Origin of the sequence: Cupriavidus sp. TMH.W2, from assembly GCF_050847365.1 — a bacterium.
GTDB lineage: Bacteria > Pseudomonadota > Gammaproteobacteria > Burkholderiales > Burkholderiaceae > Cupriavidus.
Genome location: NZ_CP193792.1, coordinates 3,319,412 through 3,345,456, shown reverse-complemented (window position 1 = coordinate 3,345,456; position 26,045 = coordinate 3,319,412). Strand labels below are relative to the sequence as shown.

The window sequence follows — 26,045 nt, the reverse complement described above, 5'->3', positions numbered from 1 at the left end:
CAATCCTGCCCATGACGCCGATCCGCTACGCCATCGCCCCGCTTCAACCTGAAGCGCACCTGTTTGCCGTCACCGTCACCGTGAGCGAGCCCGATCCTGCCGGCCAGCGTTTCTCGCTGCCTGCCTGGATCCCGGGCAGTTACATGATCCGGGACTTCGCGCGCAATATCGTGCGCATCCGCGCCGATGCGGGCGGGCGCGCGGTCAAGCTGACCAAGCTCGACAAGCAGAGCTGGCAGGCCGCGCCGCTCAGCGTTGCCGACGGCCCGCTGACGCTCAGCTACGAGGTCTATGCCTGGGACCTGTCAGTGCGCGCGGCGCACCTGGACACGACCCACGGCTTCTTCAACGGCAGCTCGGTGTTCCTGTGCGTGGACGGGCAGGCCGAGCGGCCATGCACCGTCGATATCCATGCGCCCGCGGGCGAGGCCTACCGCGACTGGCGCGTGGCCACCGCCATGCGCGAGGCGCCGGGCCGCGCAGGCGCGAAGCGCTACGGCTTCGGCCGCTACCAGGTGGCCGACTACGATGAGCTGGTCGACCATCCGGTCGAGATGGGCACCTTCCAGCTGGCCAGCTTCCGCGCCTGCGGCGCGCAGCACGACGTGGTCTTCACCGGGCGCGTGCCGCAGCTCGACCTCGAGCGCGTCTGCCGCGACCTGAAGCGCATCTGCGAGACGCAGATCCGGCTGTTCGAGCCCAAGACCGCGCAGGCGCCGTTCCTGGACAGCAACCGCCGCTATGTCTTCATGACGATGGTCACCACCGACGGCTACGGCGGCCTGGAGCACCGCGCCAGCACGGCACTGATCTGTGCGCGCAATGACCTGCCGGTGCGCGGCATGAGCGACAACGGCGACACCAGCGAGGGTTACCGCACCTTCCTCGGGCTGTGCAGCCACGAATATTTCCACACCTGGAACGTCAAGCGCATCAAGCCGGCCGCGTTCGTGCCGTACCGGCTGGCCGAGGAAACCTACACGCCGCTGCTGTGGCTGTTCGAGGGCTTCACCAGCTACTACGACGACCTGGTGCTGGTGCGCTCGGGCTGCGTCACCGATGAACAGTACCTCGAGATGCTGGCCAAGACCTGGAACGGCGTGCTGCGCGGCAGCGGCCGCACCAAGCAGAGCGTGGCGGAAAGCTCCTTCGACGCCTGGACCAAGTACTACCGCCAGGACGAGAACGCCCCCAATGCCATCGTCAGCTACTACACCAAGGGTTCGCTGGTGGCGCTGGCGCTGGACCTGACCATCCGCGACAAGACCCGCGGGCGGCGCTCGCTGGACGATGTCATGCGCGCGCTGTGGCGCCGCTACGGCCGCGGCTTCTATGCGCCGGGCGCGGTGCAGCGCGGCGTGACCGAGGCCGAGGTCCATGCGCTGTTCGATGAAGTCACCGGCCTGCGCATGGGGCCGCTGCTGCGCTCGCTGACCGAAGGCACCGGCGAGCTGCCGCTGCCGGGGCTGTTCAAGGCGTTCGGCGTCAAGGCCGAGGCGCAGAAGCCGGCGCGCACCGCGGCGCTGGGGATCAAGGTCAAGACCGAGGACGGCTGGGTGCGCGTCAGTCAGGTGCTGGACGGCGGCGCGGCGCAGGCCGCGGGCCTGTCCGCGGGCGACCTGCTGGTGGCCGTCGACGGCCTGCGCGTGGCGCCGGGCCAGCTCGACAAGCTGCTGGCGCGCTACCGCACCGGCGACCGGATCGCGGTGCACGCCTTCCGGCGCGATGAGCTGCAGACCTTGCCGGTGACGCTGGCGCGCGAGCCGGCGGCGCAGTTCAAGGTCAAGCTTGAGAGTGGGCGGCACGCGGCACGCTCGCGCTGGCTGGGCCAGTGAACTAGTCTTCCGCAGCCACACCCGCCACCGCAGTCCATCGCCCCCACTGCATGCAATACGCGCACGATCCCCGCACCTTCCTGTATTCGCACTACGTCTACCGGGGGCTGCGTTCGGCCACGGGCGTGATCGGCGCCACGCTGATCGCGCTGCACTTCAGCGACCTGCCCACCGCGATGGTGGTGTCGATGGGGGCGCTGTGCACCAGCCTGATGGATCTGCCCAGCCCGCTGAACCACAAGTTCAACGAGATGCTGGCCAGCGTGCTGCTGTGCAGCGTGGTCACGCTGGTGGTGGCGCTGGCCACGCCGTTCGCGCGCGTGGTGCCGTTCCTGCTGGTGCTGGTGACGTTCCTGGCCGGCATGATGACGGTGTACGGCAACAAGACGCTGCCGCTGCAGTTTGCGGCGCTGTTCGTGATGACCCTCACGATCAACGAAGACTTCCTGGTGCGGCGCGCGCTGGAGCACGCGGCGCTGTTCAGCATCGGGGCGGTTGCCTACCTGGGCTACGCCATGCTGGTGAGCTGGATCACCGAGCGCCGCACCAAGCAGCAGGTGCTGGCCGAATCATTGTACGAGCTGGCCGGCTATCTCGAGATCAAGGCCGGCTTCTATGATGCCGGCAACGACTACGAGGCTCAGTTCAACCAGCTGGTGCGCCAGCAGATCGTGGTGGCCGAGCGCCAGCAGGCCGCGCGCGACCTGGTGCTGCGCGGCAACCGCACCCCGTACGACGGGCTGCTGGTGCAGGTGCATATGCGCATGCTCGACCTGTACGAGTACATCCTGTCGACCAACACCGACTATCCGCTCTTGCGCCAGACCTTCGGCGGCACGCCGGTGCTCGACCACCTGCGCGGGCTGGTGGTGCTGATGTGCAAGGATGTGGAAGAGATCGCCTACGAGGTCACGCGCGGCCGCGCCTCGTACGCGACGGTGGAGTACCGCCAGGGCCTGCGCGCGGTCGAGGCCGAGATCGCGCAGCTGCGCCACCACCATATCAACCCGGCGGCGATGACGGCGCTGGTCGAGACCCTGGACATGATGCGCGGCGCGATCACGCTGGTGGGCCAGCTGCACGAGGCCTCGCGCACGCCGGTGGAGCCGTCCAGGGTGCTGCCCGGCTCCGACATGACGCCGTTCCTGACGCGCCAGAAGTATGAGTTCAGCGTGCTGCGCGACAACCTGAAATGGCGTTCGCCGGCGTTCCGCTTCGCGCTGCGGATTTCGATGGCGGTGGCGCTGGGGCTGTGGATCGCCGAGCACCTGCCCTATGTGTCGCACAGCTACTGGATCCTGCTGACCATCATTGTCATCCTGAAGCCCAATTTCAGCATGACCAAGCAGCGCTACAACGATCGTGTGATCGGCACGCTGATCGGCTGCGTGGTGTCGGTCGCGATCCTCAAGGTGATACACCAGCCGCTGATCCTGCTGGGCGTGTTGTTCCTGTCGCTGGTGGCCAGCGCCGCATTCGTGACCATCAAGTACCGCTACACCGCGATTGCCGCCTGCATCCAGGTGCTGATCCAGATCCACCTGCTGATGCCGAACAGTCCCACCGTGGCCGGCGAGCGCCTGGTGGATACGGTGATCGGCGGCATCATCGCCTCGCTGTTCAGCTTTGTGCTGCCGAGCTGGGAGTACCGCGCCATTCCCAAGCTGGTGGAGGCCGTGCTGCAGGCCAACCGCCGCTATATCGGCGCCACGCGTGACCTGCTGCTGCGCCGGGCCAAGGACGACTTTGCCTACCGCGTGCAACGCAAGCAGTTCATGGACAACCTGTCGGCACTGATCTCGTCGTTCCAGCGCATGCTGGACGAGCCCAAGAGCCGGCACCGCGCGGTGGACAACCTGAACCGCTTTATCGTGCAGAACTACCTGGTGGCGGCGCACGTGGCGGCGGCGCGCATCCAGGTGCGCCAGCACTATGGCGAGCTCGATATCCCGGCTGCCGAAGCCGCGATCGAACAGGCCACCGAGGCGGCCAGCCACAGCCTGCAGGTGGCCAGCGAGCGGCTGCATGCCGATGAGCGCGGCGGTGGCCGCGGCGCGGGATTTATCCGCGGCGGGAAGACGCCGGCGGAACGGAAGGAGGCGGCGCCTGCGGCTGCGGACAAGCCGGTAGCGACCATCGACAGCACCGTCAGCAACGAAGTCGCGGAGGCCGCCGAGGACGCCGCTGCCGAACGCCGCGCGCGCCTGGCCGATTCGGCCGACAAGCGCCGCACCGACGTGCTGGTGCACGCCGCCGCCGCCGGCGAATCCAGCCACGAGGCCGGCCCCACCGCCAGCTCCACCGGCCGTTCGGCCAACGCGGTGCTGGACCGCCGCCTGCGCGCGTTGCGCGAGGACGCGGCCAAGATCGCACTGCGCACGGGGGCGATCGGACGCGCCATGCGCGCACGCGCCTGAGCGCCCCGGGGCCGGTCAGTCTTCGGCTGACTGCGCTTCGGGCAGCTCTTCCTCAGGCAGCGTCAGCATGCCGCTGTTGTAGCTGTATTCGTAGATCTCGCCATAGCGTCCCCAGCCGATCGCCACGCTCAGCACGCGCTCGGCCTCGGCCGGCTTCAGGAACTGCTCCAGTTCGTTCAGCACCTGTTCCTCGCGGATCTCGCCGGCTTCGCTGGCCACCAGTTCGCGGCGGATATGCGCGGCCAGCGCGATATTGCCCAGCAGCTGCTGGCCGAACATCACCTTGCGCTGCTGCGGCTCGGCGGCGTACCACGCACGCCCGGCATGGGTGACGGCGATGTCGCCGCGCTCGATCGAGACCAGTTGCACCAGCTGCAACGCCTCGCATGCGGGCAGCAGTTCGTCGTCGGTGAGGCCGGCTTCGTCGGCCAGGTGGGGCAGGTCGGCACGGCCGTCGAAGGGGGCCTCGCACAGCAGGTCGAGGATGGCTTCCATCTGGCTGATGTCGGCCTCCGGCAGCCGGTAGCCGATCTGGCGCGCGGGCGCTTGCGCGGGCAGCCGCGCTTCGGCGGCGGGGGCGGTCATCAGCGCGTAGATCTCGTCGACCAGCGCGCGCACCTGCGCGCTGTCGCGGTTGCGCGGGCGCGGCAGTGCCACCCGCACCTCGGCGCGGATGCGGCCCGGGTCGCTCGACAGGATCACGATGCGGTCGGCCATCATCACCGCCTCTTCGATATTGTGCGAGACGATCAGGATGCTCCGGATGTTGGCGCGGCCGCTTTCCCACAGCGCCAGCATCTCGTCGCGCAGGGTCTCGCCGGTCAGCACGTCCAGCGCCGAGAAGGCCTCGTCCATCAGCAGCAGGTCCGGCTCGGTCACCAGCGCGCGCGCAATGCCGACGCGCTGGCGCATGCCGCCCGACAGCTCGCGCGGCAGCGCGCTGTTGAAGCCGGCCAGCCCGATCATGTCGATCGCGGCCTCGGCGCGGCGCTCGCGCTCGGCCTTGGGCACGCCCTGCGCTTCCAGTCCCAGTTCGACGTTCTGCTGCACAGTCAGCCACGGGAACAGCGCGAACGACTGGAACACCATGGCGATGCCCTCGGCAGTGCCGGCCAGGCGCTCGCCGCGAAAACGCACGTCGCCGCGGTCGGCGCCGACCAGCCCGGCCATGATGCGCAACAGCGTGGACTTGCCCGAGCCGGACTTGCCCAGCATGGCGACGATCTCGCCCTCGCGCAGCGTCAGGTCCACGCCTTCGAGCACGGAGCGGTCGCTCTGGCTGGCGGTGCGGAAGATCTTGCCGACGCCGCGCAGTTCGATCACGGCGGGCGCGGCAGCGGTAGCGGTATGGTTCTCGGCCATCATTGCCTTACAAGCGGGTGCGCTCTTGCGCGAGTTGATACAGGCGGTTCCACAGCAGCCGGTTGAAGCCGACCACGAACAGCGCCATCACCACGATGCCCAGCGCAATGCGCGGGAAGTCGCCGCGCGCGGTGGTCTCGGCGATATAGCTGCCCAGCCCGGTGGCGACGATGGTGCGGTCGCCCCAGGTCACGTACTCGGACACGATACTGGCGTTCCATGAGCCGCCGGCGGCGGTCACCAGCCCGGTCAGCAGGCTGGGGAAGACCGCGGGGATCAGGAAGCGCTTCCAAAGCAGCCAGCCGCGCAGCCCGAAGTTGCGCGCCGCCAGCTTCAGCTCGGTGGGGATGCCGGAGGCCCCCGCGACCACATTGAACAGGATGTACCACTGCGTGCCGAAGATCAGCAGCGGGCTCAGCCAGATCTCCGGGTTCAGCCCGAAGCGCACGATCAGCATCACCGCCAGCGGGAACATCAGGTTGGCGGGGAAGGCGGCCAGGAACTGCGCCACCGGCTGGGCAACGCGCGCCAGGTCAGGGTTCAGGCCGATGCGGATGCCGATCGGCACCCACACCAGCGCCGCCAGGGCGATCAGCACCACCACGCGCACCATGGTGATGGTGCCGAGCCACAGTACATGGCCGACTTCGGCCAGCCCCACTTCGCTATGCACGAAATAACCCACGCGCAGCAGCGCGGCCAGCGCCACCAGTACGATCACGGCGTCGCGCAGGCGGCCAAACCACTGCGCGCGGCGCGGATTCTCCGGCCGCCCCGGGGCCTGCCCGCGGCGCGCGCCCCAGGCGAGCGTGCGTTCGGCCAGCGCTGCCGTGCGGGTCAGCAGCGCGCCCGTCCACACCGAGCGGCGCAGCAGGTCCAGCAGCCACGACTCTGGCTGCTTGTCCTGTGCCAGGGTCTCGAAGCGGAAGCGGTCGGCCCACGCCACCAGCGGGCGGAACAGCAGCTGGTCGTACAGCAGGATGCCCAGCAGCATCGCCAGGATGGCCCAGCCGATCGCAGCCAGGTTCTGCTGCTGGATCGCCAGCGCGATGTAGGAGCCGATGCCGGGCAGGCGGATATCGTGGCCCGACACCGAGATCGCCTCGGATGCCACCACGAAGAACCAGCCGCCGGACATCGACATCATCATGTTCCACAGCAGCCCGGGCATGGCGAACGGCACTTCCAGCCGCCAGAAGCGTTGCCACGGCGACAGCCGGAACATGACCGCGGCCTCAAGCAGGTCGCCCGGAATGGTGCGGAACGACTGGTACAGGCTGAACGCCATGTTCCACGCCTGCGAGGTAAAGATGGCGAAGATGGCCGCACATTCCACCCCCGCAATGTTGCCCGGGAAGAGTGCGATAAAGCCGGTCACGGTGATCGACAGGAAGCCCAGCACCGGGATTGACTGCAGGATGTCCAGTGCAGGCACCAGCACCTTCTCCGCCGTGCGGCTCTTGGACGCCAGCGCGGCAAAGGCCAGCGAAAACAGCAGCGACGCCGCCAGCGCCGCCAGCATGCGGATGCTGGTGCGCATCAGGTAGTAGGGCAGGTAGGCCACGTCCAGGTGCACCGCCAGCTGCTGGTCGGGGTGGAACGGGGCATTCATCTGCTGCGCGGCGAACGCGACCATCACGATCACGGCCAGGATGATCGGCAGCAGCGCCAGGTCGAAGCGGTTGGGCGGCGCGCGCAGCAGCTGGCTGTCATAGCCAGGGGCGGGCGGGGGCGCGCTGTGGTCGGCGGGTGGCATCATGGGCGCTTCTCGGGCTTGTATCGAGCTTGGATGGCGAGGCTGGTAACCCGGCCCTGGTTCGCGGCCCCGGCGGACAATGGCAAAGCCCGCATGCCGCCGGCTTCACGCCGGGCGGCGCGCATCTCTTTGTAACGCCCGGCATGGCGGTCTAGTTTACTTGGTGTGGATGACACTTCGCGCATGCTGCCGGCGTGCGCCCGGAGGAAAGAGCCATGAAGAAGGAAACCTGGCGCCTGGTCGCGCATGGACGTGTGCAGGGCGTGGGCTACCGCGCTGCCTGCGCCGACGCGGCGGACGACCTGGAGCTTGGCGGCTGGGTGCGCAACCGGACCGACGGTACCGTCGAGGTGATGGCGCACGGCACGGTCAGGCAGCTCGAAGCCCTGCAAGCGTGGATGGAAAAGGGCCCGCCGGCGGCGCAAGTGACGTTTGTCGAGGGCGGTCCCGGGGCAGGGGAGTTCGGCGGCTTCGAGTTCCGGCCGACGATTTAAGGGATCAGGCGGTAGTCCAGTCGACCGGCGTGCGGCCGTTCGCTTCCAGCCAGCGGTTGGCTTCGCGGAAGTGGCCGCAGCCCAGGAAGCCCCGGTGCGCCGACAGCGGCGACGGATGCGGCGCTTCCAGCACGCAGTGACCGGCGCCCAGCAGCGGCTTCTTGGCCTGCGCGTGGCTGCCCCACAGCATGAACACCAGGTTCTGCCGGCTGGCGGCGAGGCTCTGGATCAGGCAATCGGTGACGGCTTCCCAGCCGCGCCGCGCATGGCTGGCGGCCTGGCCCTGTTCCACCGTCAGCACGGTGTTGAGCAGCAGCACGCCCTGGCGCGCCCAGCCTTCCAGGTTGCCGGAGGTACGCGGCGCACCGTTGCCGTGCGCGCCGAACTCGGCGGCGATTTCCTTGAAGATATTGCGCAGGCTGGGCGGCACCTTGATGCCTTCCGGCACCGAGAACGCCAGCCCATGCGCCTGCGGCAGCTCCGCGCCGCCGACCGTGCCGGTGCCGTGGTAGGGGTCCTGGCCCAGGATCACCACCTTGACCGCGTCGGGCGGCGTCAGGTGCAGCGCGTGGAAGACATGGTGCGGGAACACCGGCTTGCCGGCGGCACGTTCGCCGTCGACAAAGGCGGCCAGCTCCTGCCACGCCGGCACGCGGATGCACGGGTCCATCAGCGCGCGCCAGGCGGCGGGCAGGGCGTCGGCCTGGGCCTGCAGGCTGGCGGCAGGGGACGGTTCGCCGGGGGCGCGGGGGGCTTCGGCGGCGAAGAGATCGGCTTGCATGCGTGAGGAGAGCTTGGCGGGAAAACCGCGATTATGACGCCTTGCCCTCGGCGATTCCCGCCAGGCGGTAGCCGCGGGCGGCTTTGCTGAGGTCCGAGGGCGTGAGCGCGGCAATGGTGGCCAGCCGCGCGGCAAAGGCGCGCAGGGCATCGGCCGCGAGGGCGGCGTCACCCTCCAGCCATTCCAGTTCGAGTTCCTGGATGCGTTCCTGCGCGGCGCTGGCCGGCGCGGTGATGCTGCCGGTGTCGAGCGCGGCCTCGATGCGTGCGCCGTCCTGCGTGACCAGCCAGGTGCGGCGGACAAAGTCGGTGCGGAACACCGGGGCCAGCCGGCCGGCCAGCGGTGCGAGCACGGCCTGCGCTTCGGCGGGGAAGCCTTGCAGCTCGATGGCTTCGCCCGCGATCTCGGTTTCCCATTCGTGGCGCGTGGCCAGCCCGCCCTGGCTGCTGCCGGCGGTCTTCAGTGTCTGCAGCCATTGCGCGCCCTTGCGGCGCAGCCGCAGCGCGGCGCGCGCCTGCGCCAGGTTGCGTTCCGGGGTGTCGAGGTAGACGTTGAGCAGCGTGGCTTCGCCCTGCGGGGCGCCGTTGGCGTCGAGCCAGGCGGCCAGCGGGGCTAGCATATCGTCGGGGACCGCGAGTTTTAGTTCAATTTCCTGGGGCATGGCGAGGGGAGGATTTCAGGCATGGGCGAGGGGGATACCGCCTCAATCACCTTGAGCCGGTCCCCTCTCCCGCTTGCGGGAGAGGGTTAGGGTGAGGGCAGGCCGTTGTGTACCAACATGTCAAATCGCGAGGCACGCGCCTGCCCTCACCCCCTGCCCCTCTCCCGCAAGCGGGAGGGGAGCAAACCGCCAGCGTGCTTAGCGCATCGGCAAGGCGTTCGCCTCAGGCAAACAGCCGCGCCAGCTCCACACCCGGATCCGGCGCCCGCATGAACGCTTCACCGACCAGGAAGGCATGCACGTTGGCGTCGCGCATGCGCTGCACATCGGCCGGCCCGAGGATACCGGATTCGGTCACCACCAGCTTGTCGGCAGGCATGTGCGGCAGCAGGTCCAGGGTGTTGTCCAGCGACACCTCGAAGGTGCGCAGGTTGCGGTTGTTCACGCCCAGCAGCGGGGTCTTCAGGCGCAGGGCCGCGTCGAGCTCGTCGTCGCCATGCACTTCCACCAGCACGTCCATGCCGAGCTCAAGCGCACAGGCTTCCAGGTCGGCCATCAGGCCCGGGTCCAGCGCGGCGACGATCAGCAGGATGCAGTCGGCGCCCCAGGTGCGCGCTTCATAGACCTGGTACAGGTCGACCATGAAGTCCTTGCGCAGGGCAGGCAGCGGGCAGGCGCCGCGGGCGCGCTTCAGGTAGTCGGCGTGGCCCTGGAAGAAGTTCACGTCGGTCAGCACCGACAGGCAGGCGGCGCCATGGCTGGCGTAGCTTTCGGCAATCGCCTCGGGCACGAAGTGTTCGCGCAGCACGCCCTTGGACGGCGAGGCCTTCTTGACCTCGGCGATCACGCCGGCGTCGCCGGCGCCGATCTTCTCGCGCAGCGCGCGTTCGAAGCCGCGCGGGGCGAGGCCGGCCTCGCTGCGCAGGCTCTCGGCCTCGGCGCGCAGGCTGGGCAGGTCGCGCTTCTTGCGCGCGGCGGCGACTTCATCGGCCTTCACGGCCAGGATCTTTTGCAGGATGTCGGACATATTCGCACTCTTTGAGCGTCGCTCCCGCGCAGGCGGGAGCCCAGTGACTTTCATCAGCGCCTGAACGGCAAAGACGCTGGATTCCCGCCTACGCGGGAACGACGTGCGGCTACTTGAACTGCTGGGTGGCACGCACGAACTGGTCGAGCCTCTCGCGCGCCGCGCCGCTGGCAATCGCTTCGCGCGCGCGGCGGATGCCGTCTTCGACCGAGTCGGCCACGTTGGCGGCGTACAGCGCGGTGCCGGCGTTCAGCGATACGATCTCGCGCGGGGTGCCCGGCACGTTGGACAGCGCTTCGAGCAGCATTTCCTTCGATTCCGCCGCATCGGCCACCTTCAGGCCACGGTTGGAGATCATCTGCAGGCCGAAGTCCTCGGGGTGGATTTCATATTCGCGCACCTCGCCGTCCTTCAGTTCGCCCACCAGCGTGGCGGCGCCCAGCGAGACTTCGTCCATGCCGTCCTTGCCGTAGACCACGATGGCGTGCCTGGCGCCCAGGCGCTGCATCACGCGCACCTGGATGCCGACCAGGTCGGGGTGGAACACGCCCATCAGGATATTGGGCGCGTCGGCCGGGTTGGTCAGCGGGCCCAGGATATTGAAGATGGTGCGCACGCCCATTTCCTTGCGGATCGGTGCGACGTTCTTCATCGCGGGGTGGTGCGTGGGCGCGAACATGAAGCCGATGCCGGTCTCTTCGATGCACTGCCCGACCTGCTCGGGCGTGAGCATGATGTTCACGCCCAGCGCTTCCAGCACGTCGGCGCTGCCCGACTTGGAGCTGACGCCGCGGTTGCCGTGCTTGGCAATCTTCGCGCCGGCAGCGGCCGCGACGAACATCGACGCGGTCGAGATATTGAAGGTGTGCGAGCCGTCGCCGCCGGTGCCGACGATATCGACGAAGTTCTCGCGGTCCTTGACCGGCACCTTGTTGGCAAATTCGCGCATCACCTGCGCGGCGGCGGAGATCTCGCCGATGGTTTCCTTCTTGACGCGCAGGCCGGTCAGGATCGCGGCGGCCATCACCGGCGAGATCTGCGCCTGCATGATCTGCCGCATCAGGTGCAGCATCTCGTCATGGAAGATCTCGCGGTGTTCGATGCAGCGCGTCAGGGCTTCTTGCGGCGTGATGGACATGGCGTTCTCGGTATCTGAAGTCTGCGGGGCGTGGTGCGTGCTGGCGGGTGCGGAATCGAGCAGTCTCATCGCGGCGCCTTGACGAAGTTGGCGAGCAGGGCATGGCCGTGCTCGGACAGGATCGACTCGGGATGGAACTGTACGCCTTCGACGGCGAGCGTCTTGTGGCGCACGCCCATGATCTCGCCGTCCGGGGTCCAGGCGGTGATCTCCAGGCAATCGGGCAGGGTTTCGCGCTCGATCGCCAATGAATGATAGCGCGTCACGTCAAAGTGCCTGGGCAGCCCGGCGAACACGCCTTGCTGCGTGGTCTCGATGGTGCTGACCTTGCCGTGCATGACCTGCTTGGCGCGGATCACCTTGCCGCCGAAGGCCTCGCCGATGGCCTGGTGGCCCAGGCACACGCCCAGCAGCGGGACCTTGCCGGCAAAGTGCTGCAGCGCCGCCACCGAGATGCCGGCTTCCCTGGGGCTGCACGGCCCGGGCGAGACGCAGATATGGTCGGGCCTGAGCGCCTCGATCTCCTCGATGGTGATCTCATCGTTGCGGTAGGTGCGCACGTCCACGCCCAGTTCGCCGAAATACTGGACCAGGTTGTAGGTGAACGAATCGTAGTTGTCGATCATCAGCAGCATGGCGTCTGTCTCCTGTTCTTTCAGATGTCGGAGTCCAGGCCATCCTGGACCTGCTCGGCGGCGCGGATCACGGCGCGCGCCTTGGCTTCGGTTTCCCTCCATTCGGCCTCGGGGTCCGAATCGGCAACGATGCCGGCGGCGGCCTGCACGTAGAGGTTGCCGTCCTTGACGATGCCGGTGCGGATCGCGATCGCCAGGTCCATCTCGCCGCCGAACGACAGGTAGCCCACCGCGCCGCCGTAGATGCCGCGCTTGCGCGGCTCCAGCTCATCGATGATCTCCATGGCGTGGACCTTGGGCGCGCCCGACAGCGTGCCGGCCGGGAAGGTCGCGCGCAGCACGTCCAGGTTGCTCATGCCTTCGCGCAACGTGCCTTCGACCGAGCTGACGATATGCTGCACGTGCGAGTATTTCTCGATCACCATCTTGTCGGTGACCTTGACCGAGCCGGTCTCGGCAATGCGGCCGATGTCGTTGCGCGCCAGGTCGATCAGCATCACGTGCTCGGCGATCTCCTTGGGATCGTTCAGCAGCTCGGTGGCCAGCTGGGCGTCCTTTTCCGGCGTATTGCCGCGCGGGCGCGTGCCGGCCAGCGGGCGGATGGTGACGATGTGCTCGCTGCGGGTGTCGCCATTGGTGCCGACCTTGCGCTCTTCCTGGCGCACCAGGATCTCCGGCGAGGCGCCTACCACCTGGAAGTCGCCGAAGTTGTAGAAGTACATGTACGGCGACGGGTTCAGCGAGCGCAGCGCGCGGTACAGCGACAGCGGCGCGTCGCGGTAGGGCTTGACCAGGCGCTGGCCGATCTGCACCTGCATCATGTCGCCGGCCATGATGTATTCCTTGGCCTTGTGCACGGCGGCCAGGTAGTCGGGCTTGGCGAACTCGCGGTAGACCTCGGTCTGCACCGACGGGCTCGTGACCGGCACGTCCACCGGCTGGCGCAGTTTCATGCGCAGCTCGCGCAGGCGCTGGCGGGCGCGGGGATAGGCCTCGGGCGTGGTCGGGTCGGCGTAGACGATCAGGTAGAGCTTGCCCGACAGGTTGTCGATGACCGCCAGTTCCTCGCACAGCAGCAGCTGGATATCGGGCAGGTTCAGGTCGTCTGGCTTCTGCGTGTTGGCGAGCTTCTTCTCGATATAGCGCACCGCGTCATAGCCGAAGTAGCCGGCCAGGCCGCCGCAGAAGCGGGGCAGGCCGGGGCGCAGCGCCACCTTGAAGCGTGCCTCGAATTCGCCGATGAAATCGAGCGGATTGCCTTCGTGGGTTTCGACCACCTTGCCGTCGGTCACCACCTCGGTGCGGTTGCCATAGGCGCGCAGCAGCGTGCGGGCATGCAGGCCGATAAATGAAAAACGCCCGAAGCGCTCGCCGCCGACCACCGATTCCAGCAGGAAGGTGTTGACGCCGCGGGTCTGCGACTGGGCCAGCTTCAGGTACAGCGACAGCGGCGTTTCCAGGTCGGCAAAGGCCTCGGCGATCAGGGGGATGCGGTTGTAGCCCTGGTCGGCCAGCGATTTGAATTCCAGTTCGGTCATGTCGGTCCTCTTGTGCGGCCCGCGCTGCGGCATGGGTCAGGCGCGGCGCCGCTTGTCGGCAGATAAGGCTGGAGCGTATGGAATCCCGCCCCGGTGGCGGACCGTGGTGCAGCAAGCTTGCGGACAAGTCTGCACACGGCCGGAGAGAGGGCGTGCGGCGCGTTCTTGAGCTAAACGTAGCAGAGAATTTTGGCTACGCTGGCTTTTGGCGGGTTTGGGTGGTGATGCCCGGCATCGGTGGCTACCTTGGCCGGTGGTGGCGAGGCCCTCGGGTCGAGGGCTCGTCAGCAGACTCGCGAACGCACTTTACGCCTGTTGGGAGGCGCGCCAGCGACGCCAGGGCCAGGCCTGCCGATCACTGCCAGAAGAGATGCGTTTGCGGTTGAGAAACATGAAATGTCTTGAGATTCGGTCGCTATCGGTGACCTGCCCAGTGTGACGCAAACAGCGCTGCGGCATGGGCAATGGAGTCGACTATACCATCGGCTTCAACGCCTTGTACAGGGTTGCCATGGTTGTAGCCATAGGGCACCAGCAGCACCCCCATGCCGGCCGCGCGGGCCGCCTGCGCGTCGTTTTCCGAGTCGCCCAGCGCCGCCATCGCCGCCGGCTCCAGGCCGAAGGCGTCGGCCACTTTCAGCAGCGGGAAGGGGTCGGGCTTGCGCAGCGGGAAGGCGTCGCCGCCGTAGACCAGCTCGAAGTACTGGGCCAGACCGGTCTTGGCCAGCAGCGGCTCGGTGAAGCTGTAGGGCTTGTTGGTCACGCAGGCCAGGCGCAGCCCGGCCGCCTTCATCGCCGCCAGGCCTTCGCGCACGCCCGGGTAGACCTGCGAGAACTGGCCGTTGATGCGGATGTACTCGCGGTCGTACAGCGCATAGGCGTCGGCGAACAGGCCGTTGGCGTGCAGCGGCGAGAAGCGCGCGTCCAGCACGCGCCGGATCAGGTTCTCGGAGCCCTTGCCGACATAGCTCACGATCTCCGCCTCGGACATCGGCGCCACCGGGCCCAGGTTGGGGTGCTGGCGGCCCAGCGTCAGCAGCATGGCGTTGATCGACGCGTGGAAGTCGCCCGCGGTGTCGACCATGGTGCCGTCCAGGTCGACGATCACGCCTTCGATGCCGCGCCAGTCGGTGCGGCGCAGGACCATGCCGTCCATCATTGGCCGGCCTGCTGGCCAACCTTCGCCAGTTCGCCGCGCAGCGCCGAGATGATGCCGCGGTAGCCGCCGTCGGCATCGGGCTTGCCGAACACGGCCGAGCCCGCCACGAAGGTGTCGGCGCCGGCCGCCGCGACCTCGGCGATGTTGTCCACCTTCACGCCGCCGTCGACTTCCAGCAGGATGGTGCGGCCGGTGCGGGCGGTGTATGCGTCGATGCGCTGGCGCACGGCGCGCAGCTTGTTGAGCGTCTCGGGGATGAACGACTGGCCGCCGAAGCCCGGGTTGACCGACATCAGCAGAATCACGTCGAGGCGGTCCATCACGTGGTCCAGGTGGTGCAGCGGCGTGGCCGGGTTGAACACCAGGCCGGCCTGGCAGCCGTGATCGCGGATCAGCGCGAGCGAGCGGTCGACGTGTTCGCTGGCTTCGGGGTGGAAGGTGATGATATTGGCGCCGGCCTTGGCAAAGTCCGGGATGATCCGGTCCACCGGGCGCACCATCAGGTGCACGTCGATCGGGGCCGTCACGTGCGGGCGGATCGCCTCGCACACCAGCGGGCCCACGGTCAGGTTGGGCACGTAATGGTTGTCCATCACGTCAAAGTGGATCCAGTCGGCGCCGGCCTCGGTCACGCGGCGCACTTCCTCGCCCAGGCGGGCAAAGTCGGCGGACAGGATGGACGGTGCGATGCGGTAGGTGGGCGTGCTCATGTCGGCGGCTAGGATGTGGGGTGCAGGGGAATGCTGTTTGCGTCTCTGGCGCGGCCAGGGGCGGGCGCCAGAGGGGAGCGGGAGGGGCGTCCGGCACGGCCAGGCCCTGAAAGGGCTATATTCTACCGCTGCCCCGCCGCCCGGTGCTCTTGCCAGTGCTCTTGCCCGTGCCGCGGCCATCCCGCACAATGCGGCTACCCTTTTCCCTGCCTGGCGTCCCGCGCCGGCCCTGCCCACGATGAGCGAATACGCTTTTTCCGTCTCGGTACGCACCCAGTACCTGCCGGACCAGTCAGACCCTGAGCGCGGGCGCCATGCCTTCGCCTACACCATCACCATCCACAATACCGGGGAGGTCGCGGCACAGCTGATCTCGCGCCACTGGATCATCACCGACAGCGACAACGGCACGCAGGAAGTGGCGGGCCTGGGCGTGGTCGGCCATCAGCCGCTGCTCAAGCCGGGCGAGCATTTCGAGTACACCAGCTGGGCCACGATCTCGACCCCGGTGGGTTCGATGAAGGGCGAATACTTCTGCGTGGCCGAGGACGGCCACCGCTTCGAGGTGCCGATCCCCGAATTCGCGCTGGTGCTGCCGCGCATGCTGCACTGAACGTGCGGGGAACCTACTGGCGCGGCGCGCTGTCCTGATCCTGCGGCGGCGCTTGCGCGGCGCCCTGCGCCGGTTGGCGCGACGGGTGGTCGGACGGTGCGCGCGTGGGACGCGGGTTCTTTTTTGCCGTGCCCATGGTCCAGACCACGATAAAGATCAGCAGGAACAGCGCCACGCCGGCTTCCAGGGCGAACAGCAGCATGGGATGGGCTTCGAAGAACTTGCTCATGGCGGATGTGGCGCAGCCCGCTGGGGCGCAGGCGGTGGTTGAAGGATGACGGTGGGATTGTAGGGGCATTCCAGGTGAGTGCGGCCCTGCAAGCTGCGCCTTCCAGGACTTTGAACAATAGCAAGATGGCATACGCGGACGCTTCCCTGATTTCCCCGGTTTCCCCTTCGCACCCGCGCCGCATGCGCGGCTGGCTCGCGCTGGCCGGCGCGGCGGTGCTGCTGGCCGGCTGCATGAGCGGCCCGCCGCCGCGCATCGAGACCGGCCCGTCCGGCACCGCGCCGCCGTCGGCGTCGTCGCAGAAGGGCCGGCTGCAGGCCGCCAGCTGGGGCGAGATCGGCGGCTGGGCCCAGGACGACGTGCGCGCCGCCTGGCCCGCGCTGCAGCAGAGCTGCCAGGCGCTGAAGAAGCGCGCCGAATGGAGCCGTGCCTGCGCCGTCGGCATGATGGTCGACGCCGGCGACGTCAACGCCATGCGCGCCTACTTCGAAAGCAACTTCCAGCCGTTCCGCGTGGTCAATGGCGATGGCAGCGACAGCGGCCTGATCACCGGCTACTACGAGCCGATCCTGCACGGCTCGCGCACGCGCCAGGGCCAGTACCAGGTGCCGCTGTACCGCAAGCCCGCGCAACTCGCCAACCGCGCGCTGCCGGCGCGCGCCGAGCTGCTGCAGAACCCGGCCATGCGCGGCAGCGAGCTGGTCTGGGTGGATGACGCGGTCGAGGCCGCCTTCCTGCAGATCCAGGGCTCGGGCCGCATCCGCATGGCCGACGGCAGCATGATGCGGGTGGGCTTTGGCGGCACCAACGACCAGCCGTTCCGCTCGTTCGGCAAGTGGCTGCTGGACCGCGGCGAGATCACGCCGGCGCAGGCCACCATGCAGGGCATCAAGGCCTGGGCGCGCGCCAACCCGGGCCGCATCGAGGAGATGCTCAACATCAACCCGCGCTTTGTCTTCTTCCGCGAGCTGCCGCCCAACAACGACGGCCCGGTGGGCGCGCTGGGCGTGCCGCTGACCGCGGAGCGCTCGATCGCGGTCGACCCGGCCACCATCCCGCTGGGGGTGCCGGTGTTCTTGTCGACCACGCGCCCGCTGTCGACCGAGCCGATCCAGCGGCTGATGTTCGCGCAGGACACCGGCAGCGCCATCAAGGGCGGGGTGCGCGCGGACTTCTTCTGGGGCGCCGGCGACGCCGCCGGCGAGACCGCGGGCCGCATGAAGCAGGGCGGCCGCATGTGGGTGCTGATGCCGCGCAGCTGACGGGTTTGCTCCCCTCCCGCTTGCGGGAGAGGAGAGCGTTCACCAGGGGCGGTGGCTTGCGCTTAAAGCTCGTTGGTGAACGAACGCTCTTGTTGCTCTAATGCTGTTCAGTTAGCGACTGTCGTTCCCGCGCAGGCGGGAACCCAGTGACTTCATCCCCGAAGGGGACGTGAAAGACGCTGGATTCCCGCCTGCGCGGGAATGACGGTAGGGCTTGAGACCTTAACTGAACGGCATTACTCTTGTCGCGCCACACCTCAGCGTGGCCGCTGGTCGACGATGCGCCGCGCCTTGCCCACCGAGCGCTCGATGCCGCCCTCTGGCATCACCTCGATGCCGGCGGTGACGCCGATATAGGCCTTGATCTCGTGCGCCAGCCGCTCGCGCGCGCCTTGCGCCAGCGCCGGCTCGTTGCCGTGGGCGCATTCCACGCGCACTGTCAGCGTGTCCATGTGGCCGTCCTTGCTCAGCACGCACTGGTAGTGCGGCGCCAGCTCGGCGTGCCTGAGGATCAGTTCCTCGATCTGCGACGGGAACACGTTGACCCCGCGCACGATCATCATGTCGTCGGTCCGGCCGGTGACCTTCTCCATGCGGCGGAATGCCGCACGCGCGGTGCCTGGCAACAGCCGGGTCAGGTCGCGGGTACGGTAGCGCACCACCGGCATCGCCTCCTTGGTCAGCGAGGTGAACACCAGTTCGCCGAACTCGCCGTCGGGCAGCACTGCGCCGGTAACAGGATCGATGATCTCCGGGTAGAAGTGGTCTTCCCAGATGGTCGGGCCGTCCTTGGTCTCGGCGCATTCGTTGGCCACGCCCGGGCCCATGACTTCCGACAGGCCGTAGATGTCGACCGCCGAGATGCCCATGCGCTTCTCGATCGCCAGCCGCATTTCCGGCGTCCACGGCTCCGCGCCGAAGATGCCCACGCGCAGCGAGGTGCTGGCCGGGTCGATGCCCTGGCGCTCGAATTCGTCGGCGATCGCCAGCATGTAGCTGGGGGTCACCATGATCACTTCGGGCTTGAAGTCCATGATCAGCTGCACCTGCCGCTCGGTCTGGCCGCCGCCGAACGGGATCGCGGTCAGGCCGGCCTTTTCCACGCCGTAGTGCGCGCCCAGGCCGCCGGTGAAGAGGCCGTAGCCGTAGCTGATGTGCACCTTGTCGCCGCGCCGCGCGCCCGACGCGCGGATCGAGCGCGCCATCACCGTGGCCCAGTTGTCGATGTCCTGGAGCGTGTAGCCGACCACGGTGGGCTTGCCGGTGGTGCCGGACGAGGCATGGATGCGCGCCACGCGGTCCTGCGGCACGGCGAACATGCCGAACGGGTAGTTGTCGCGCAGGTCCTGCTTGCTGGTGAACGGAAAGCGCGCCAGGTCGGCCAGCGAGCGCAGCTGGTCCGGATGCACGCCGGCCTCGTCGAACTTGCGGCGGTACACCGGCGAATTGGCGTAGGCGTGGTGGAGCGACCAGCGCAGGCGCTCCAGCTGCAAGGCCTGCAGCTCGGCGCGGCTGGCGGTCTCGATCGCATCCAGGGGCAGATCGGTCAGGCGCGTGCTCATGTCGTCTCCTGCACGGGGGGCGTTTGTCGTCAGCGTATTGTTGTTCAGGCGACTTCCGTTGCTTCTGGCGGCGGCACCACGTGTCCCTTGATCTGCGCCGACTTGCCGCGGAACATCGCCACCACCTGGCCCGCGGCATTGGTCACGCGGATGTCGTAGATGCCGTGCCGGCCGGACAGGACCTGCTCGGTGGCCTCGGCGGTCAGCACGTCGCCGCCGTGCACGGGCCTGAGGAACTCGATGCTGCAGCCCGCCGCCACGGTGTTGATGTTATGGCTGTTGCAGGCGAAAGCGAAAGTGGAATCGGCCAGCGTGAACATCAGCCCGCCGTGGCAGATGCCGTGGCCGTTGAGGAATTCCTTGCGCACCGGCATGGTCAGCCGCGCATAGCCGGGGCGCACGGCCTCGACCGTGATGCCCAGCCAGCGGCTGCAGGTGTCGGCTTCATACATGGCGGCCGCGGCCGCTTCGGCGAGGGCCTGTGGGTCCTGTTTCAAGCTGGTCTCCTATATATATGCGCGGGGCTGGCCCGCGCGGCTTATTTGCCGGTGAAGTGCGGCGCGCGCTTTTCGAGGAAGGCATTGACCCCTTCCGCATAGTCGGCGGACTGGCCCAGCTCGCGCTGCAGGTCGCGCTCCAGGTCCAGCTGGGCGTCCAGCGTGGCGGTGGCGCTGGCATACATGGCGCGTTTGATCGCGGCCAGCGCGCGGGTTGGTTGCCCGGCCAGGTGCGTGGCCAGCGCCAGCGCCTGTTCCGGCAGCAGCGGGTCGTCCATGGTCTCCCAGACCAGGCCCCATTTCTCGGCCTTTTCGGCGCTCAGCCGCTCGCCGGTCATGGCCAGGCCCAGCGCGCGCGCCATGCCGATGCGCTGCGGCAGCAGCCAGGTGCCGCCCGAATCGGGCACCAGCCCGATCTTGACGAAGGCCTGGATAAAACTGGCCGAGCGCGCCGCCAGCACCATGTCGCAGGCCAGCGCCAGGTTGGCCCCGGCACCGGCCGCGGTGCCGTTGACCGCGGCCACCACCGGCAGCGGCAGGGCCTGCAGCCGGCGGATCAGCGGATTGAACCAGGTATCGATCAGCTCGCCCAGGTCGGTCATGTGCCCGGGCGTGAAATCCAGGTCGGCCAGGTCTTGGCCGGCGCAGAAGCCGCGGCCCGCGCCGGTCAGCAGCAGCGCGCGCGCGCCGCCGGCCTCGACGTGGTCGAGCGCCTCCTGCAGCGCCTGGTGCATCGCGCGGGTGAAGCTGTTGAGCTTGTCGGGGCGGTTCAGGGTGATCACGGCCACCGGGCCCTGCCATTGCAGCAAGACCGGGCCGGCATCGATGCTGACCGGCTGGCCAGCGGAGGTGGACATCGGGGGCATTGTTTGTCTCCTGCCGGATTCTGTTCTTGCGGTCGGCGCGGCGGCTGCTTGCGACGGCGCCTCTTAAATAAACCGACCAGTCGGTCGGCAAATGTTAGCACTAATTTTTGGCTGCGGGTGTCGCGCGCCATCTAAGTCCAGAGGATTGCCACCATCGTCAGAGCAAAGTCGGCCATGCTTACCATTGAGTCAGGGCTAACCCCTGGGGTAAGTACGTGCACATCACCGGAAAGCCAAGATTAGGTGGTCTCACATCCGAAAGCATCTGGAATCAGGGCTTCGGTATCGCGAAATCCAGGAGCACCTGAAGGCGAAGCACCCACAAGGCAGCGCCTTGAACCCAGGCAACCTAATTCGGTCACTGGGCGTTGTGGCGCACTGCAAGCCAAGGATTTGGTGCCAGGAACTGCTTGAACTCGTCGATCTGCTCACGGGCCCGATAAGACTGCGGCAGAAGGGATCTAGTCGCGTGCGGACCGACACGAGCGCGGCACAGCATCGGTGCCAGTTGCCGATCGAGATGCAGGCCGGCCCGATAATGCTCGCCGCGCGCGAACAGCCTTCGCGTGCAACTGACCGTACAACGGAAACCTCGTGCGCGCAGCCTTAAGCAGAATCCCCTTCGAGTCCTGCAAGGAGCGCATCGACCGCCTTGTAGACCAAGTTCACAACATCCCGACCGACCTGAGACTCCAACTCCGCGTATTGAGCTTCCAATTCTCCACTCAGGGCATCCACGAGTTCAATACTGGCGGAAGTTAGCGAAACACGAACCCGCCGCTGATCGTCGAGGAACCGCTCCTTGGTAACGAGTTGCATTGCTTCCATCCGGGCAAGGACACCTGCCATGCTCGGACTGGAAATCGTGCAGATGTCCGAAATCTGGCGGGGTTCTATTGGCCCGTACTCGTGAAGCGCCCGGATCACGCGCCACTGTTGTTCGGTCAATCCGTGCGCAGTAAGAAGCGGTCGGAAGCGCTCCATCATTTTTTCCCGCGCCCGAAGAAGCAGCATCGGCAGGTTGCGGTGTGACACCGCCTGTCTCGTCTTGGCGTCCATACGTTTAGAGCAAACAGGTTCTGTCTGTGACGACTGGGGGAAACCCGTGGTCCACAGGTACATCCTTGACAACAGATCATAGCAAGCCAAATAATACTAACATGTTAGTGATTTCAAGGGAGCGATCGCCAATGTTTGCACCAATTGACCACGTGATTCATCTTGAGGGGGAACCTCTTGCGCGTGATGTCTGCGCGCGCGAAGTACGGGAGTTGCTCTCCAATGATGTGGCTTGCCGTCCGCCTGTGCGCGGAACGATCTACGGAACTCTCCTGAACGACGCCGCCGCGTTGGCGGCACTCGGGGATGCCGTTCACGCAGCCCCTTACAAGGCTCCCCCGAAGGCGCCTGTGTTGTACGTGAAGCCGCGCAACACACTAGTGGGCCGTGGAGCAACGGTCGCCGTGCCGGATGGCGAGTTGGGCGTGCAGATCGGCGGTTCACTTGGCATCGTGATCGGGCGCACTGCCTCACGGGTGAGCGCGGACAAAGCGCTCGAGTTCGTCGCTGGCTACACGATCGTCGCGGATCTTTGCATTCCTCACGAAAGCGTTTACCGACCGTCAGTGCGTTTTCGCGCGCTGGATGGATTCTGCGTGATTGGGCCGGCAGTTGTAGGGCGTCAGCACGTGGCTAATCCGGACGCGCTGAATATCTTGATCAATATCGAGGGAAAGGAGACCTTTCGGGCAAGCACCGCCACGACGATCCGCAACGTTGCTCAACTGATCGCGGATGTCACCGACTTCATGACGCTCGCACCTGGCGATCTGCTGACGCTTGGTGTGCCACATGGTGCACCGATCGCACATGCATCTGACCGGGTCAGTATTGCAATTGATGATTGGGCACCACTGGAATTTTCGACGATTGCGAAGGGAGACGTTCGATGAAGCGGGGTCGTGTTGCATATGCGGGGGCAATTCACGAGGCCTATCCGCACGAGCGGGGCGTAGAACTAGCGGATGGACGTATCTGCCGGGAAGACGAAGTTGTGTGGCTGGCACCTATCGAGTCCGGCACGATCTTCGCGCTCGGCCTCAATTACGCGGACCACGCGAAAGAATTGCAGTTTTCGAAGCAGGAGGAGCCACTCGTCTTTCTGAAAGGGCCAGGGTCGGTGATTGGCCATCGCGGCGTTACCCGTCGTCCGTCTGACGTTAAGTTCATGCACTACGAGTGCGAGCTCGCGGTGGTGATCGGCAGGCCAGCGAAGGAAGTAAAGCGTGACGAGGCGATGCACTATGTTGCCGGCTACACGATCGCAAACGACTACGCAATTCGCGATTACCTGGAAAACTATTACCGGCCCAATCTGCGCGTGAAGAATCGCGATGGGGGCACAGTGCTCGGTCCATGGTTCGTCGATGCGGTAGACATCACTGACGTCACGCAACTCGGATTGCGTACCTACGTGAACGGTACGCTGCAGCAGCAAGGTAACACACGCGATCTGGTTACCGATATTCCGGCGCTGATCGAGTATCTGAGCAGCTTCATGACGCTCGCGCCTGGCGACATTATTCTGACGGGCACACCTGAGGGGGTCGTCAATGTGAATACAGGCGACGAGGTTGTATGCGAAATCGACGGCCTCGGTCGTCTCGTCAACGTTATCGCTTCAGATGCGGAATTCAACCGCAACTGATCATCCAGGAACTGTCATGCGAATCGAACATCTGATCAACGGAAAGTCGGCCACTGCCCGCGAGTACTTTGAAACCGTGAATCCGGCCACGCAGGAAGTGCTGGCCGAAGTCGCGAGCGGAACGGCGGAGGACATCGACGCAGCCGTGCGCGCTGCAAAAGATGCGTTTCCCGCATGGGCTGCGAAGCCCGCGCCGGAACGCGCGAAGCTCGTCCGCAAGCTTGGGGAACTGATCACGAAGAACGTGCCCGAGCTGTCCGACACGGAGACGCGCGATTCTGGTCAGACCATTTCGCAGACTCGCAAGCAGCTTGTTCCGCGCGCAGCAGATAACTTCACATACTTCGCCGAGATGTGTACACGCGTGGATGGCCACACGTACCCGACCGATTCACATCTGAATTACACGCTGTTTCATCCCGTCGGTGTTTGCGCGCTGATCTCGCCGTGGAATGTGCCGTTCATGACCGCGACGTGGAAAGTCGCGCCTTGCCTGGCGTTCGGCAACACGGCGGTACTGAAAATGAGCGAACTGTCGCCGCTTACTGCGTCCATGCTTGGTCAGCTTGCTTTGGAAGCGGGCATTCCAGCCGGCGTGCTCAACGTCGTCCATGGCTACGGTAAGGATGCCGGAGAACCGCTCGTCGCACACCCTGACGTGCGCGCGGTTTCGTTCACCGGTTCGACGGCCACTGGCAACCGTATCGTGCAAACGGCTGGTCTGAAAAAGTTCTCGATGGAGCTCGGCGGCAAGTCGCCATTCGTGATCTTTGACGATGCCGATGTCGAGCGCGCCCTCGACGCAGCGGTGTTCATGATCTTCTCGAACAATGGTGAGCGCTGCACGGCGGGTTCGCGCATCCTGGTGCAGAAGTCGATTTACATGAAGTTCGCGGAGCGTTTCATCGAGCGGGCGAAGCGCCTGACCGTCGGTGATCCACTCGACGAGAAGACTATCATTGGCCCGATGATCAGCCAAGCACATCTATCTAAGGTCCGCAGCTATATCGAGCTCGGCCCGAAGGAAGGTGCCACACTCGCGTGCGGAGGTCTCGATGCACCATCACTGCCGGATAGTCTGAAGAAAGGAAATTTCGTCATGCCGACAGTGTTTGTGGATGTCGACAACCGCATGCGTATTGCACAGGAAGAGATCTTTGGTCCCGTCGCGTGCCTGATTCCGTTCGACGACGAGGCAGAAGCGATCCGGCTGGCCAACGATATCTCGTATGGCCTTTCCAGCTACGTATGGACCGAGAGCACTGGCCGCGCACATCGCGTGTCGGCCGCAATCGAAGCGGGAATGTGTTTCGTGAACAGTCAGAACGTGCGCGACCTTCGTCAGCCATTTGGTGGTGCAAAGGCGTCGGGCGTCGGTCGAGAAGGCGGTACGTGGAGCTATGAAGTGTTCCTCGAACCGAAGAACGTCTGCGTGTCCCTGGGTTCGCATCACATTCCGCGCTGGGGCGTTTGAGATTCCTGCCCAGCCCTTCGATTAGAACGGAGGCAGTCAACGCATCCTGGCAAGGACGCGCTGCCTGCTTAGTAGGTAATCAACGGAGTCACACATGCCACATCTGACGCTCGAATACAGCGAGGGCCTGTCTGATGAAGACAGTATGACCCTACTCTGTCGCAAGCTCGCCAGATCGCTTCATGAACAGAAAGAAGGCGACAAGGCGGTCTATCCCTTAGGCGGAATTCGTGTGCGTGCGTTGCGCTGCGAAGAGTATTGCATTGCGGATGGCCAGACGGATGCTGCCTTCCTACATGCGAATCTGAAGATTGCTGTGGGCCGCTCGGAAGCAGTGAAGAAGGCAACCGGCGACGCGCTTTTCGACATCATCAAACAACATTTCGCCGGCATCTTCGAGAAACAGGGGCTGGCGCTCTCACTGGAGATCAATGAATTCAGTGAAGCTGGTACTTGGAAACACAATAATCTGCACACGCGTCTGAAGCGCTAAGTAGTGACAGGAAAATTCATCATGCTAGAGCAGACCATCATTAGGGAGCTTGCTGCGAAACTGGATCACGCCGAGAAGACCCGAACGCAGCTACGGCATTTCTCGGCTGCCTATCCCGAGATGACTATCGAGGATGGTTACGCGATCCAGCGCGAATGGCTGAAGATCAAGCTAGACGAGGGACACGTGATCAAGGGCCGGAAAATTGGCTTAACATCGCGCGCAATGCAGCGCTCGTCGCAAATCAACGAGCCGGACTACGCGCCGTTGCTCGACAGCATGTTTATTGAGAGCGGGCAGGATATTCCAGCCGAACGGTTTATTGCACCGCGTGTGGAGGTGGAACTTGCGTTCATCCTGAGCAGGCCCTTGAAAGGCCCGGGAGTAACGCTCTTCGACGTGCTCGATGCGACTGCTTACGTCACGCCAGCCGTTGAAATCATCGATGCACGTATTGAGCAGTTCGATCGCGAGACGAAGGCACCGCGTAAGGTCTTCGACACAATCTCCGATTTCGCGGCGAACGCGGCCATCGTGACAGGCGGACGCCCGATACGACCAATGGATGTCGACCTCCGCTGGGTTGGTGCATTGCTGTATAAGAACGGTGCCGTGGAAGAGAGCGGTCTTGCAGCTGCGGTACTGAATCACCCTGCAACAGGCGTGGCATGGCTTGCGAACAAGATCGCTCCCTATGACGAGGGGCTGAACATCAATGACGTAATACTGAGCGGCTCGTTCACCAGTCCGATCGCTGCACGTGCTGGGGATACGTTCCATGTCGACTATGGTGCGCTTGGTAGCATTGCGTTCAATTTCGTGTGAGCTC

25 protein-coding genes are annotated in these 26,045 nt (G+C 66.0%); 10 read left to right on the top strand and 15 right to left on the bottom strand.

Annotated features, from left to right (window positions below; all coding sequences use genetic code 11):
• Nucleotides 1-11 precede the first annotated feature (11 nt).
• Both ACREYQ_RS15325 and ACREYQ_RS15320 read left to right on the top strand, forming a co-directional pair.
• The gene (locus tag ACREYQ_RS15325; RefSeq protein ID WP_432258412.1) at nt 12-1,835 is read left to right on the top strand and encodes a M61 family metallopeptidase; all 1,824 of its coding nucleotides are present in this window, start codon (nt 12-14) and stop codon (nt 1,833-1,835) included.
• A 50-nt stretch (nt 1,836-1,885) separates the two neighbouring features.
• A complete protein-coding gene (locus tag ACREYQ_RS15320; protein ID WP_432258411.1) occupies nt 1,886-4,252 on the top strand; it encodes an FUSC family protein in 2,367 nt (788 codons plus the stop codon).
• 15 nt (nt 4,253-4,267) lie between these two features.
• On the opposite strand, the gene ACREYQ_RS15315 is transcribed toward ACREYQ_RS15320, so the two are convergent.
• Together ACREYQ_RS15315 and ACREYQ_RS15310 are read right to left on the bottom strand one after the other, a co-directional pair.
• Entirely contained in the window at nt 4,268-5,614 is a 1,347-nt protein-coding gene (locus ACREYQ_RS15315) for an ABC transporter ATP-binding protein (protein ID WP_432260427.1), read from the bottom strand.
• A gap of 7 nt (nt 5,615-5,621) precedes the next feature.
• Nucleotides 5,622-7,373, bottom strand: a complete 1,752-nt coding sequence (locus ACREYQ_RS15310) for an ABC transporter permease (RefSeq protein ID WP_432258410.1) — start codon at nt 7,371-7,373, stop codon at nt 5,622-5,624.
• Nucleotides 7,374-7,585: 212 nt separating this feature from the next.
• On the opposite strand from ACREYQ_RS15310, the gene ACREYQ_RS15305 reads away from it, so the two are divergent.
• Nucleotides 7,586-7,864: an acylphosphatase gene (locus ACREYQ_RS15305; RefSeq protein WP_432258409.1), complete on the top strand. Its 279-nt coding sequence runs from the start codon at nt 7,586-7,588 to the stop codon at nt 7,862-7,864.
• A gap of 4 nt (nt 7,865-7,868) precedes the next feature.
• On the opposite strand, the gene ACREYQ_RS15300 is transcribed toward ACREYQ_RS15305, so the two are convergent.
• The 8 genes from ACREYQ_RS15300 to rpe all read right to left on the bottom strand — a co-directional run bounded on the left by ACREYQ_RS15300 (nt 7,869) and on the right by rpe (nt 15,513).
• On the bottom strand, nt 7,869-8,645 hold the full coding sequence (locus ACREYQ_RS15300; RefSeq protein WP_432258408.1) for a uracil-DNA glycosylase: 777 nt from the start codon (nt 8,643-8,645) through the stop codon (nt 7,869-7,871).
• Between the two features lie 31 nt (nt 8,646-8,676).
• Nucleotides 8,677-9,306 (bottom strand): CYTH domain-containing protein, encoded by a 630-nt coding sequence (locus tag ACREYQ_RS15295; RefSeq protein WP_432258407.1) that lies wholly within the window; start codon nt 9,304-9,306, stop codon nt 8,677-8,679.
• 223 nt (nt 9,307-9,529) lie between these two features.
• A complete protein-coding gene (gene trpC / locus ACREYQ_RS15290) occupies nt 9,530-10,333 on the bottom strand; it encodes an indole-3-glycerol phosphate synthase TrpC (RefSeq protein WP_432258406.1) in 804 nt (267 codons plus the stop codon).
• Between the two features lie 109 nt (nt 10,334-10,442).
• Nucleotides 10,443-11,471 carry an anthranilate phosphoribosyltransferase gene (trpD, locus tag ACREYQ_RS15285; RefSeq protein WP_432260426.1) on the bottom strand — a complete coding sequence of 343 codons (1,029 nt, stop codon included), beginning with the start codon at nt 11,469-11,471 and terminating at the stop codon, nt 10,443-10,445.
• Nucleotides 11,472-11,536: 65 nt separating this feature from the next.
• Complete coding sequence (locus ACREYQ_RS15280; protein WP_432258405.1) at nt 11,537-12,106, bottom strand: aminodeoxychorismate/anthranilate synthase component II; 570 nt, start codon at nt 12,104-12,106, stop codon at nt 11,537-11,539.
• 20 nt (nt 12,107-12,126) lie between these two features.
• Complete coding sequence (trpE, locus tag ACREYQ_RS15275; RefSeq protein ID WP_432258404.1) at nt 12,127-13,644, bottom strand: anthranilate synthase component I; 1,518 nt, start codon at nt 13,642-13,644, stop codon at nt 12,127-12,129.
• 415 nt (nt 13,645-14,059) lie between these two features.
• Nucleotides 14,060-14,803 carry a phosphoglycolate phosphatase gene (gene gph / locus ACREYQ_RS15270; RefSeq protein WP_432258403.1) on the bottom strand — a complete coding sequence of 248 codons (744 nt, stop codon included), beginning with the start codon at nt 14,801-14,803 and terminating at the stop codon, nt 14,060-14,062.
• Nucleotides 14,800-15,513 (bottom strand): ribulose-phosphate 3-epimerase, encoded by a 714-nt coding sequence (rpe, locus tag ACREYQ_RS15265; protein WP_432258402.1) that lies wholly within the window; start codon nt 15,511-15,513, stop codon nt 14,800-14,802. Before rpe ends, gph begins: the two co-directional genes overlap by 4 nt.
• A gap of 238 nt (nt 15,514-15,751) precedes the next feature.
• Between rpe and apaG the strand changes: the two genes are divergently transcribed.
• Complete coding sequence (gene apaG, locus ACREYQ_RS15260; protein WP_012353991.1) at nt 15,752-16,126, top strand: Co2+/Mg2+ efflux protein ApaG; 375 nt, start codon at nt 15,752-15,754, stop codon at nt 16,124-16,126.
• A gap of 13 nt (nt 16,127-16,139) precedes the next feature.
• On the opposite strand, the gene ACREYQ_RS15255 is transcribed toward apaG, so the two are convergent.
• Entirely contained in the window at nt 16,140-16,355 is a 216-nt protein-coding gene (locus ACREYQ_RS15255; RefSeq protein ID WP_432258401.1) for a hypothetical protein, read from the bottom strand.
• A 125-nt stretch (nt 16,356-16,480) separates the two neighbouring features.
• Between ACREYQ_RS15255 and mltA the strand changes: the two genes are divergently transcribed.
• Complete coding sequence (gene mltA, locus ACREYQ_RS15250) at nt 16,481-17,617, top strand: murein transglycosylase A (RefSeq protein ID WP_432258400.1); 1,137 nt, start codon at nt 16,481-16,483, stop codon at nt 17,615-17,617.
• A gap of 257 nt (nt 17,618-17,874) precedes the next feature.
• Here the strand turns inward: mltA and paaK are convergent, their stop codons facing one another.
• The 4 genes from paaK to hpaR form a co-directional block, all read right to left on the bottom strand.
• Complete coding sequence (gene paaK, locus ACREYQ_RS15245; RefSeq protein ID WP_432258399.1) at nt 17,875-19,179, bottom strand: phenylacetate--CoA ligase PaaK; 1,305 nt, start codon at nt 19,177-19,179, stop codon at nt 17,875-17,877.
• Between the two features lie 44 nt (nt 19,180-19,223).
• Nucleotides 19,224-19,676 carry a hydroxyphenylacetyl-CoA thioesterase PaaI gene (paaI, locus tag ACREYQ_RS15240; RefSeq protein WP_432258398.1) on the bottom strand — a complete coding sequence of 151 codons (453 nt, stop codon included), beginning with the start codon at nt 19,674-19,676 and terminating at the stop codon, nt 19,224-19,226.
• A gap of 41 nt (nt 19,677-19,717) precedes the next feature.
• Nucleotides 19,718-20,542: a 2-(1,2-epoxy-1,2-dihydrophenyl)acetyl-CoA isomerase PaaG gene (gene paaG / locus ACREYQ_RS15235; protein ID WP_432258397.1), complete on the bottom strand. Its 825-nt coding sequence runs from the start codon at nt 20,540-20,542 to the stop codon at nt 19,718-19,720.
• A 606-nt stretch (nt 20,543-21,148) separates the two neighbouring features.
• Nucleotides 21,149-21,556 (bottom strand): homoprotocatechuate degradation operon regulator HpaR, encoded by a 408-nt coding sequence (gene hpaR / locus ACREYQ_RS15230; protein ID WP_432260425.1) that lies wholly within the window; start codon nt 21,554-21,556, stop codon nt 21,149-21,151.
• 176 nt (nt 21,557-21,732) lie between these two features.
• Here hpaR and ACREYQ_RS15225 point away from each other — a divergent pair, with 176 nt between their 5' ends.
• From ACREYQ_RS15225 to hpaH, 5 genes are all read left to right on the top strand, one after another.
• Nucleotides 21,733-22,494 carry a fumarylacetoacetate hydrolase family protein gene (locus ACREYQ_RS15225; RefSeq protein WP_432258396.1) on the top strand — a complete coding sequence of 254 codons (762 nt, stop codon included), beginning with the start codon at nt 21,733-21,735 and terminating at the stop codon, nt 22,492-22,494.
• On the top strand, nt 22,491-23,249 hold the full coding sequence (locus ACREYQ_RS15220; RefSeq protein WP_432258395.1) for a fumarylacetoacetate hydrolase family protein: 759 nt from the start codon (nt 22,491-22,493) through the stop codon (nt 23,247-23,249). Before ACREYQ_RS15225 ends, ACREYQ_RS15220 begins: the two co-directional genes overlap by 4 nt.
• A 16-nt stretch (nt 23,250-23,265) precedes the next feature.
• Nucleotides 23,266-24,723 carry a 5-carboxymethyl-2-hydroxymuconate semialdehyde dehydrogenase gene (gene hpaE, locus ACREYQ_RS15215; RefSeq protein WP_432258394.1) on the top strand — a complete coding sequence of 486 codons (1,458 nt, stop codon included), beginning with the start codon at nt 23,266-23,268 and terminating at the stop codon, nt 24,721-24,723.
• A 94-nt stretch (nt 24,724-24,817) separates the two neighbouring features.
• Nucleotides 24,818-25,216 (top strand): 5-carboxymethyl-2-hydroxymuconate Delta-isomerase, encoded by a 399-nt coding sequence (locus ACREYQ_RS15210; RefSeq protein ID WP_432258393.1) that lies wholly within the window; start codon nt 24,818-24,820, stop codon nt 25,214-25,216.
• A gap of 21 nt (nt 25,217-25,237) precedes the next feature.
• Nucleotides 25,238-26,041 carry a 2-oxo-hept-4-ene-1,7-dioate hydratase gene (gene hpaH, locus ACREYQ_RS15205; protein WP_432258392.1) on the top strand — a complete coding sequence of 268 codons (804 nt, stop codon included), beginning with the start codon at nt 25,238-25,240 and terminating at the stop codon, nt 26,039-26,041.
• Nucleotides 26,042-26,045 lie beyond the last annotated feature (4 nt).

Coding starts and splice junctions, on each gene's coding strand:
- trpD (WP_432260426.1), bottom strand. CDS start 11,471: ATGTCCATCACGCCGCAAGAAGCCCTGACGCGCTGCATCGAACACCGC.
- paaG (WP_432258397.1), bottom strand. CDS start 20,542: ATGCCCCCGATGTCCACCTCCGCTGGCCAGCCGGTCAGCATCGATGCC.
- ACREYQ_RS15310 (WP_432258410.1), bottom strand. CDS start 7,373: ATGATGCCACCCGCCGACCACAGCGCGCCCCCGCCCGCCCCTGGCTAT.
- ACREYQ_RS15220 (WP_432258395.1), top strand. CDS start 22,491: ATGAAGCGGGGTCGTGTTGCATATGCGGGGGCAATTCACGAGGCCTAT.
- rpe (WP_432258402.1), bottom strand. CDS start 15,513: ATGAGCACGCCCACCTACCGCATCGCACCGTCCATCCTGTCCGCCGAC.
- trpE (WP_432258404.1), bottom strand. CDS start 13,644: ATGACCGAACTGGAATTCAAATCGCTGGCCGACCAGGGCTACAACCGC.
- ACREYQ_RS15280 (WP_432258405.1), bottom strand. CDS start 12,106: ATGCTGCTGATGATCGACAACTACGATTCGTTCACCTACAACCTGGTC.
- apaG (WP_012353991.1), top strand. CDS start 15,752: ATGAGCGAATACGCTTTTTCCGTCTCGGTACGCACCCAGTACCTGCCG.
- paaK (WP_432258399.1), bottom strand. CDS start 19,179: ATGAGCACGCGCCTGACCGATCTGCCCCTGGATGCGATCGAGACCGCC.
- trpC (WP_432258406.1), bottom strand. CDS start 10,333: ATGTCCGACATCCTGCAAAAGATCCTGGCCGTGAAGGCCGATGAAGTC.
- ACREYQ_RS15300 (WP_432258408.1), bottom strand. CDS start 8,645: ATGCAAGCCGATCTCTTCGCCGCCGAAGCCCCCCGCGCCCCCGGCGAA.
- hpaE (WP_432258394.1), top strand. CDS start 23,266: ATGCGAATCGAACATCTGATCAACGGAAAGTCGGCCACTGCCCGCGAG.
- hpaR (WP_432260425.1), bottom strand. CDS start 21,556: ATGCTGCTTCTTCGGGCGCGGGAAAAAATGATGGAGCGCTTCCGACCG.
- hpaH (WP_432258392.1), top strand. CDS start 25,238: ATGCTAGAGCAGACCATCATTAGGGAGCTTGCTGCGAAACTGGATCAC.
- ACREYQ_RS15320 (WP_432258411.1), top strand. CDS start 1,886: ATGCAATACGCGCACGATCCCCGCACCTTCCTGTATTCGCACTACGTC.
- mltA (WP_432258400.1), top strand. CDS start 16,481: ATGGCATACGCGGACGCTTCCCTGATTTCCCCGGTTTCCCCTTCGCAC.
- ACREYQ_RS15295 (WP_432258407.1), bottom strand. CDS start 9,306: ATGCCCCAGGAAATTGAACTAAAACTCGCGGTCCCCGACGATATGCTA.
- gph (WP_432258403.1), bottom strand. CDS start 14,803: ATGATGGACGGCATGGTCCTGCGCCGCACCGACTGGCGCGGCATCGAA.
- ACREYQ_RS15255 (WP_432258401.1), bottom strand. CDS start 16,355: ATGAGCAAGTTCTTCGAAGCCCATCCCATGCTGCTGTTCGCCCTGGAA.
- ACREYQ_RS15225 (WP_432258396.1), top strand. CDS start 21,733: ATGTTTGCACCAATTGACCACGTGATTCATCTTGAGGGGGAACCTCTT.
- ACREYQ_RS15210 (WP_432258393.1), top strand. CDS start 24,818: ATGCCACATCTGACGCTCGAATACAGCGAGGGCCTGTCTGATGAAGAC.
- ACREYQ_RS15315 (WP_432260427.1), bottom strand. CDS start 5,614: ATGGCCGAGAACCATACCGCTACCGCTGCCGCGCCCGCCGTGATCGAA.
- ACREYQ_RS15305 (WP_432258409.1), top strand. CDS start 7,586: ATGAAGAAGGAAACCTGGCGCCTGGTCGCGCATGGACGTGTGCAGGGC.
- ACREYQ_RS15325 (WP_432258412.1), top strand. CDS start 12: ATGACGCCGATCCGCTACGCCATCGCCCCGCTTCAACCTGAAGCGCAC.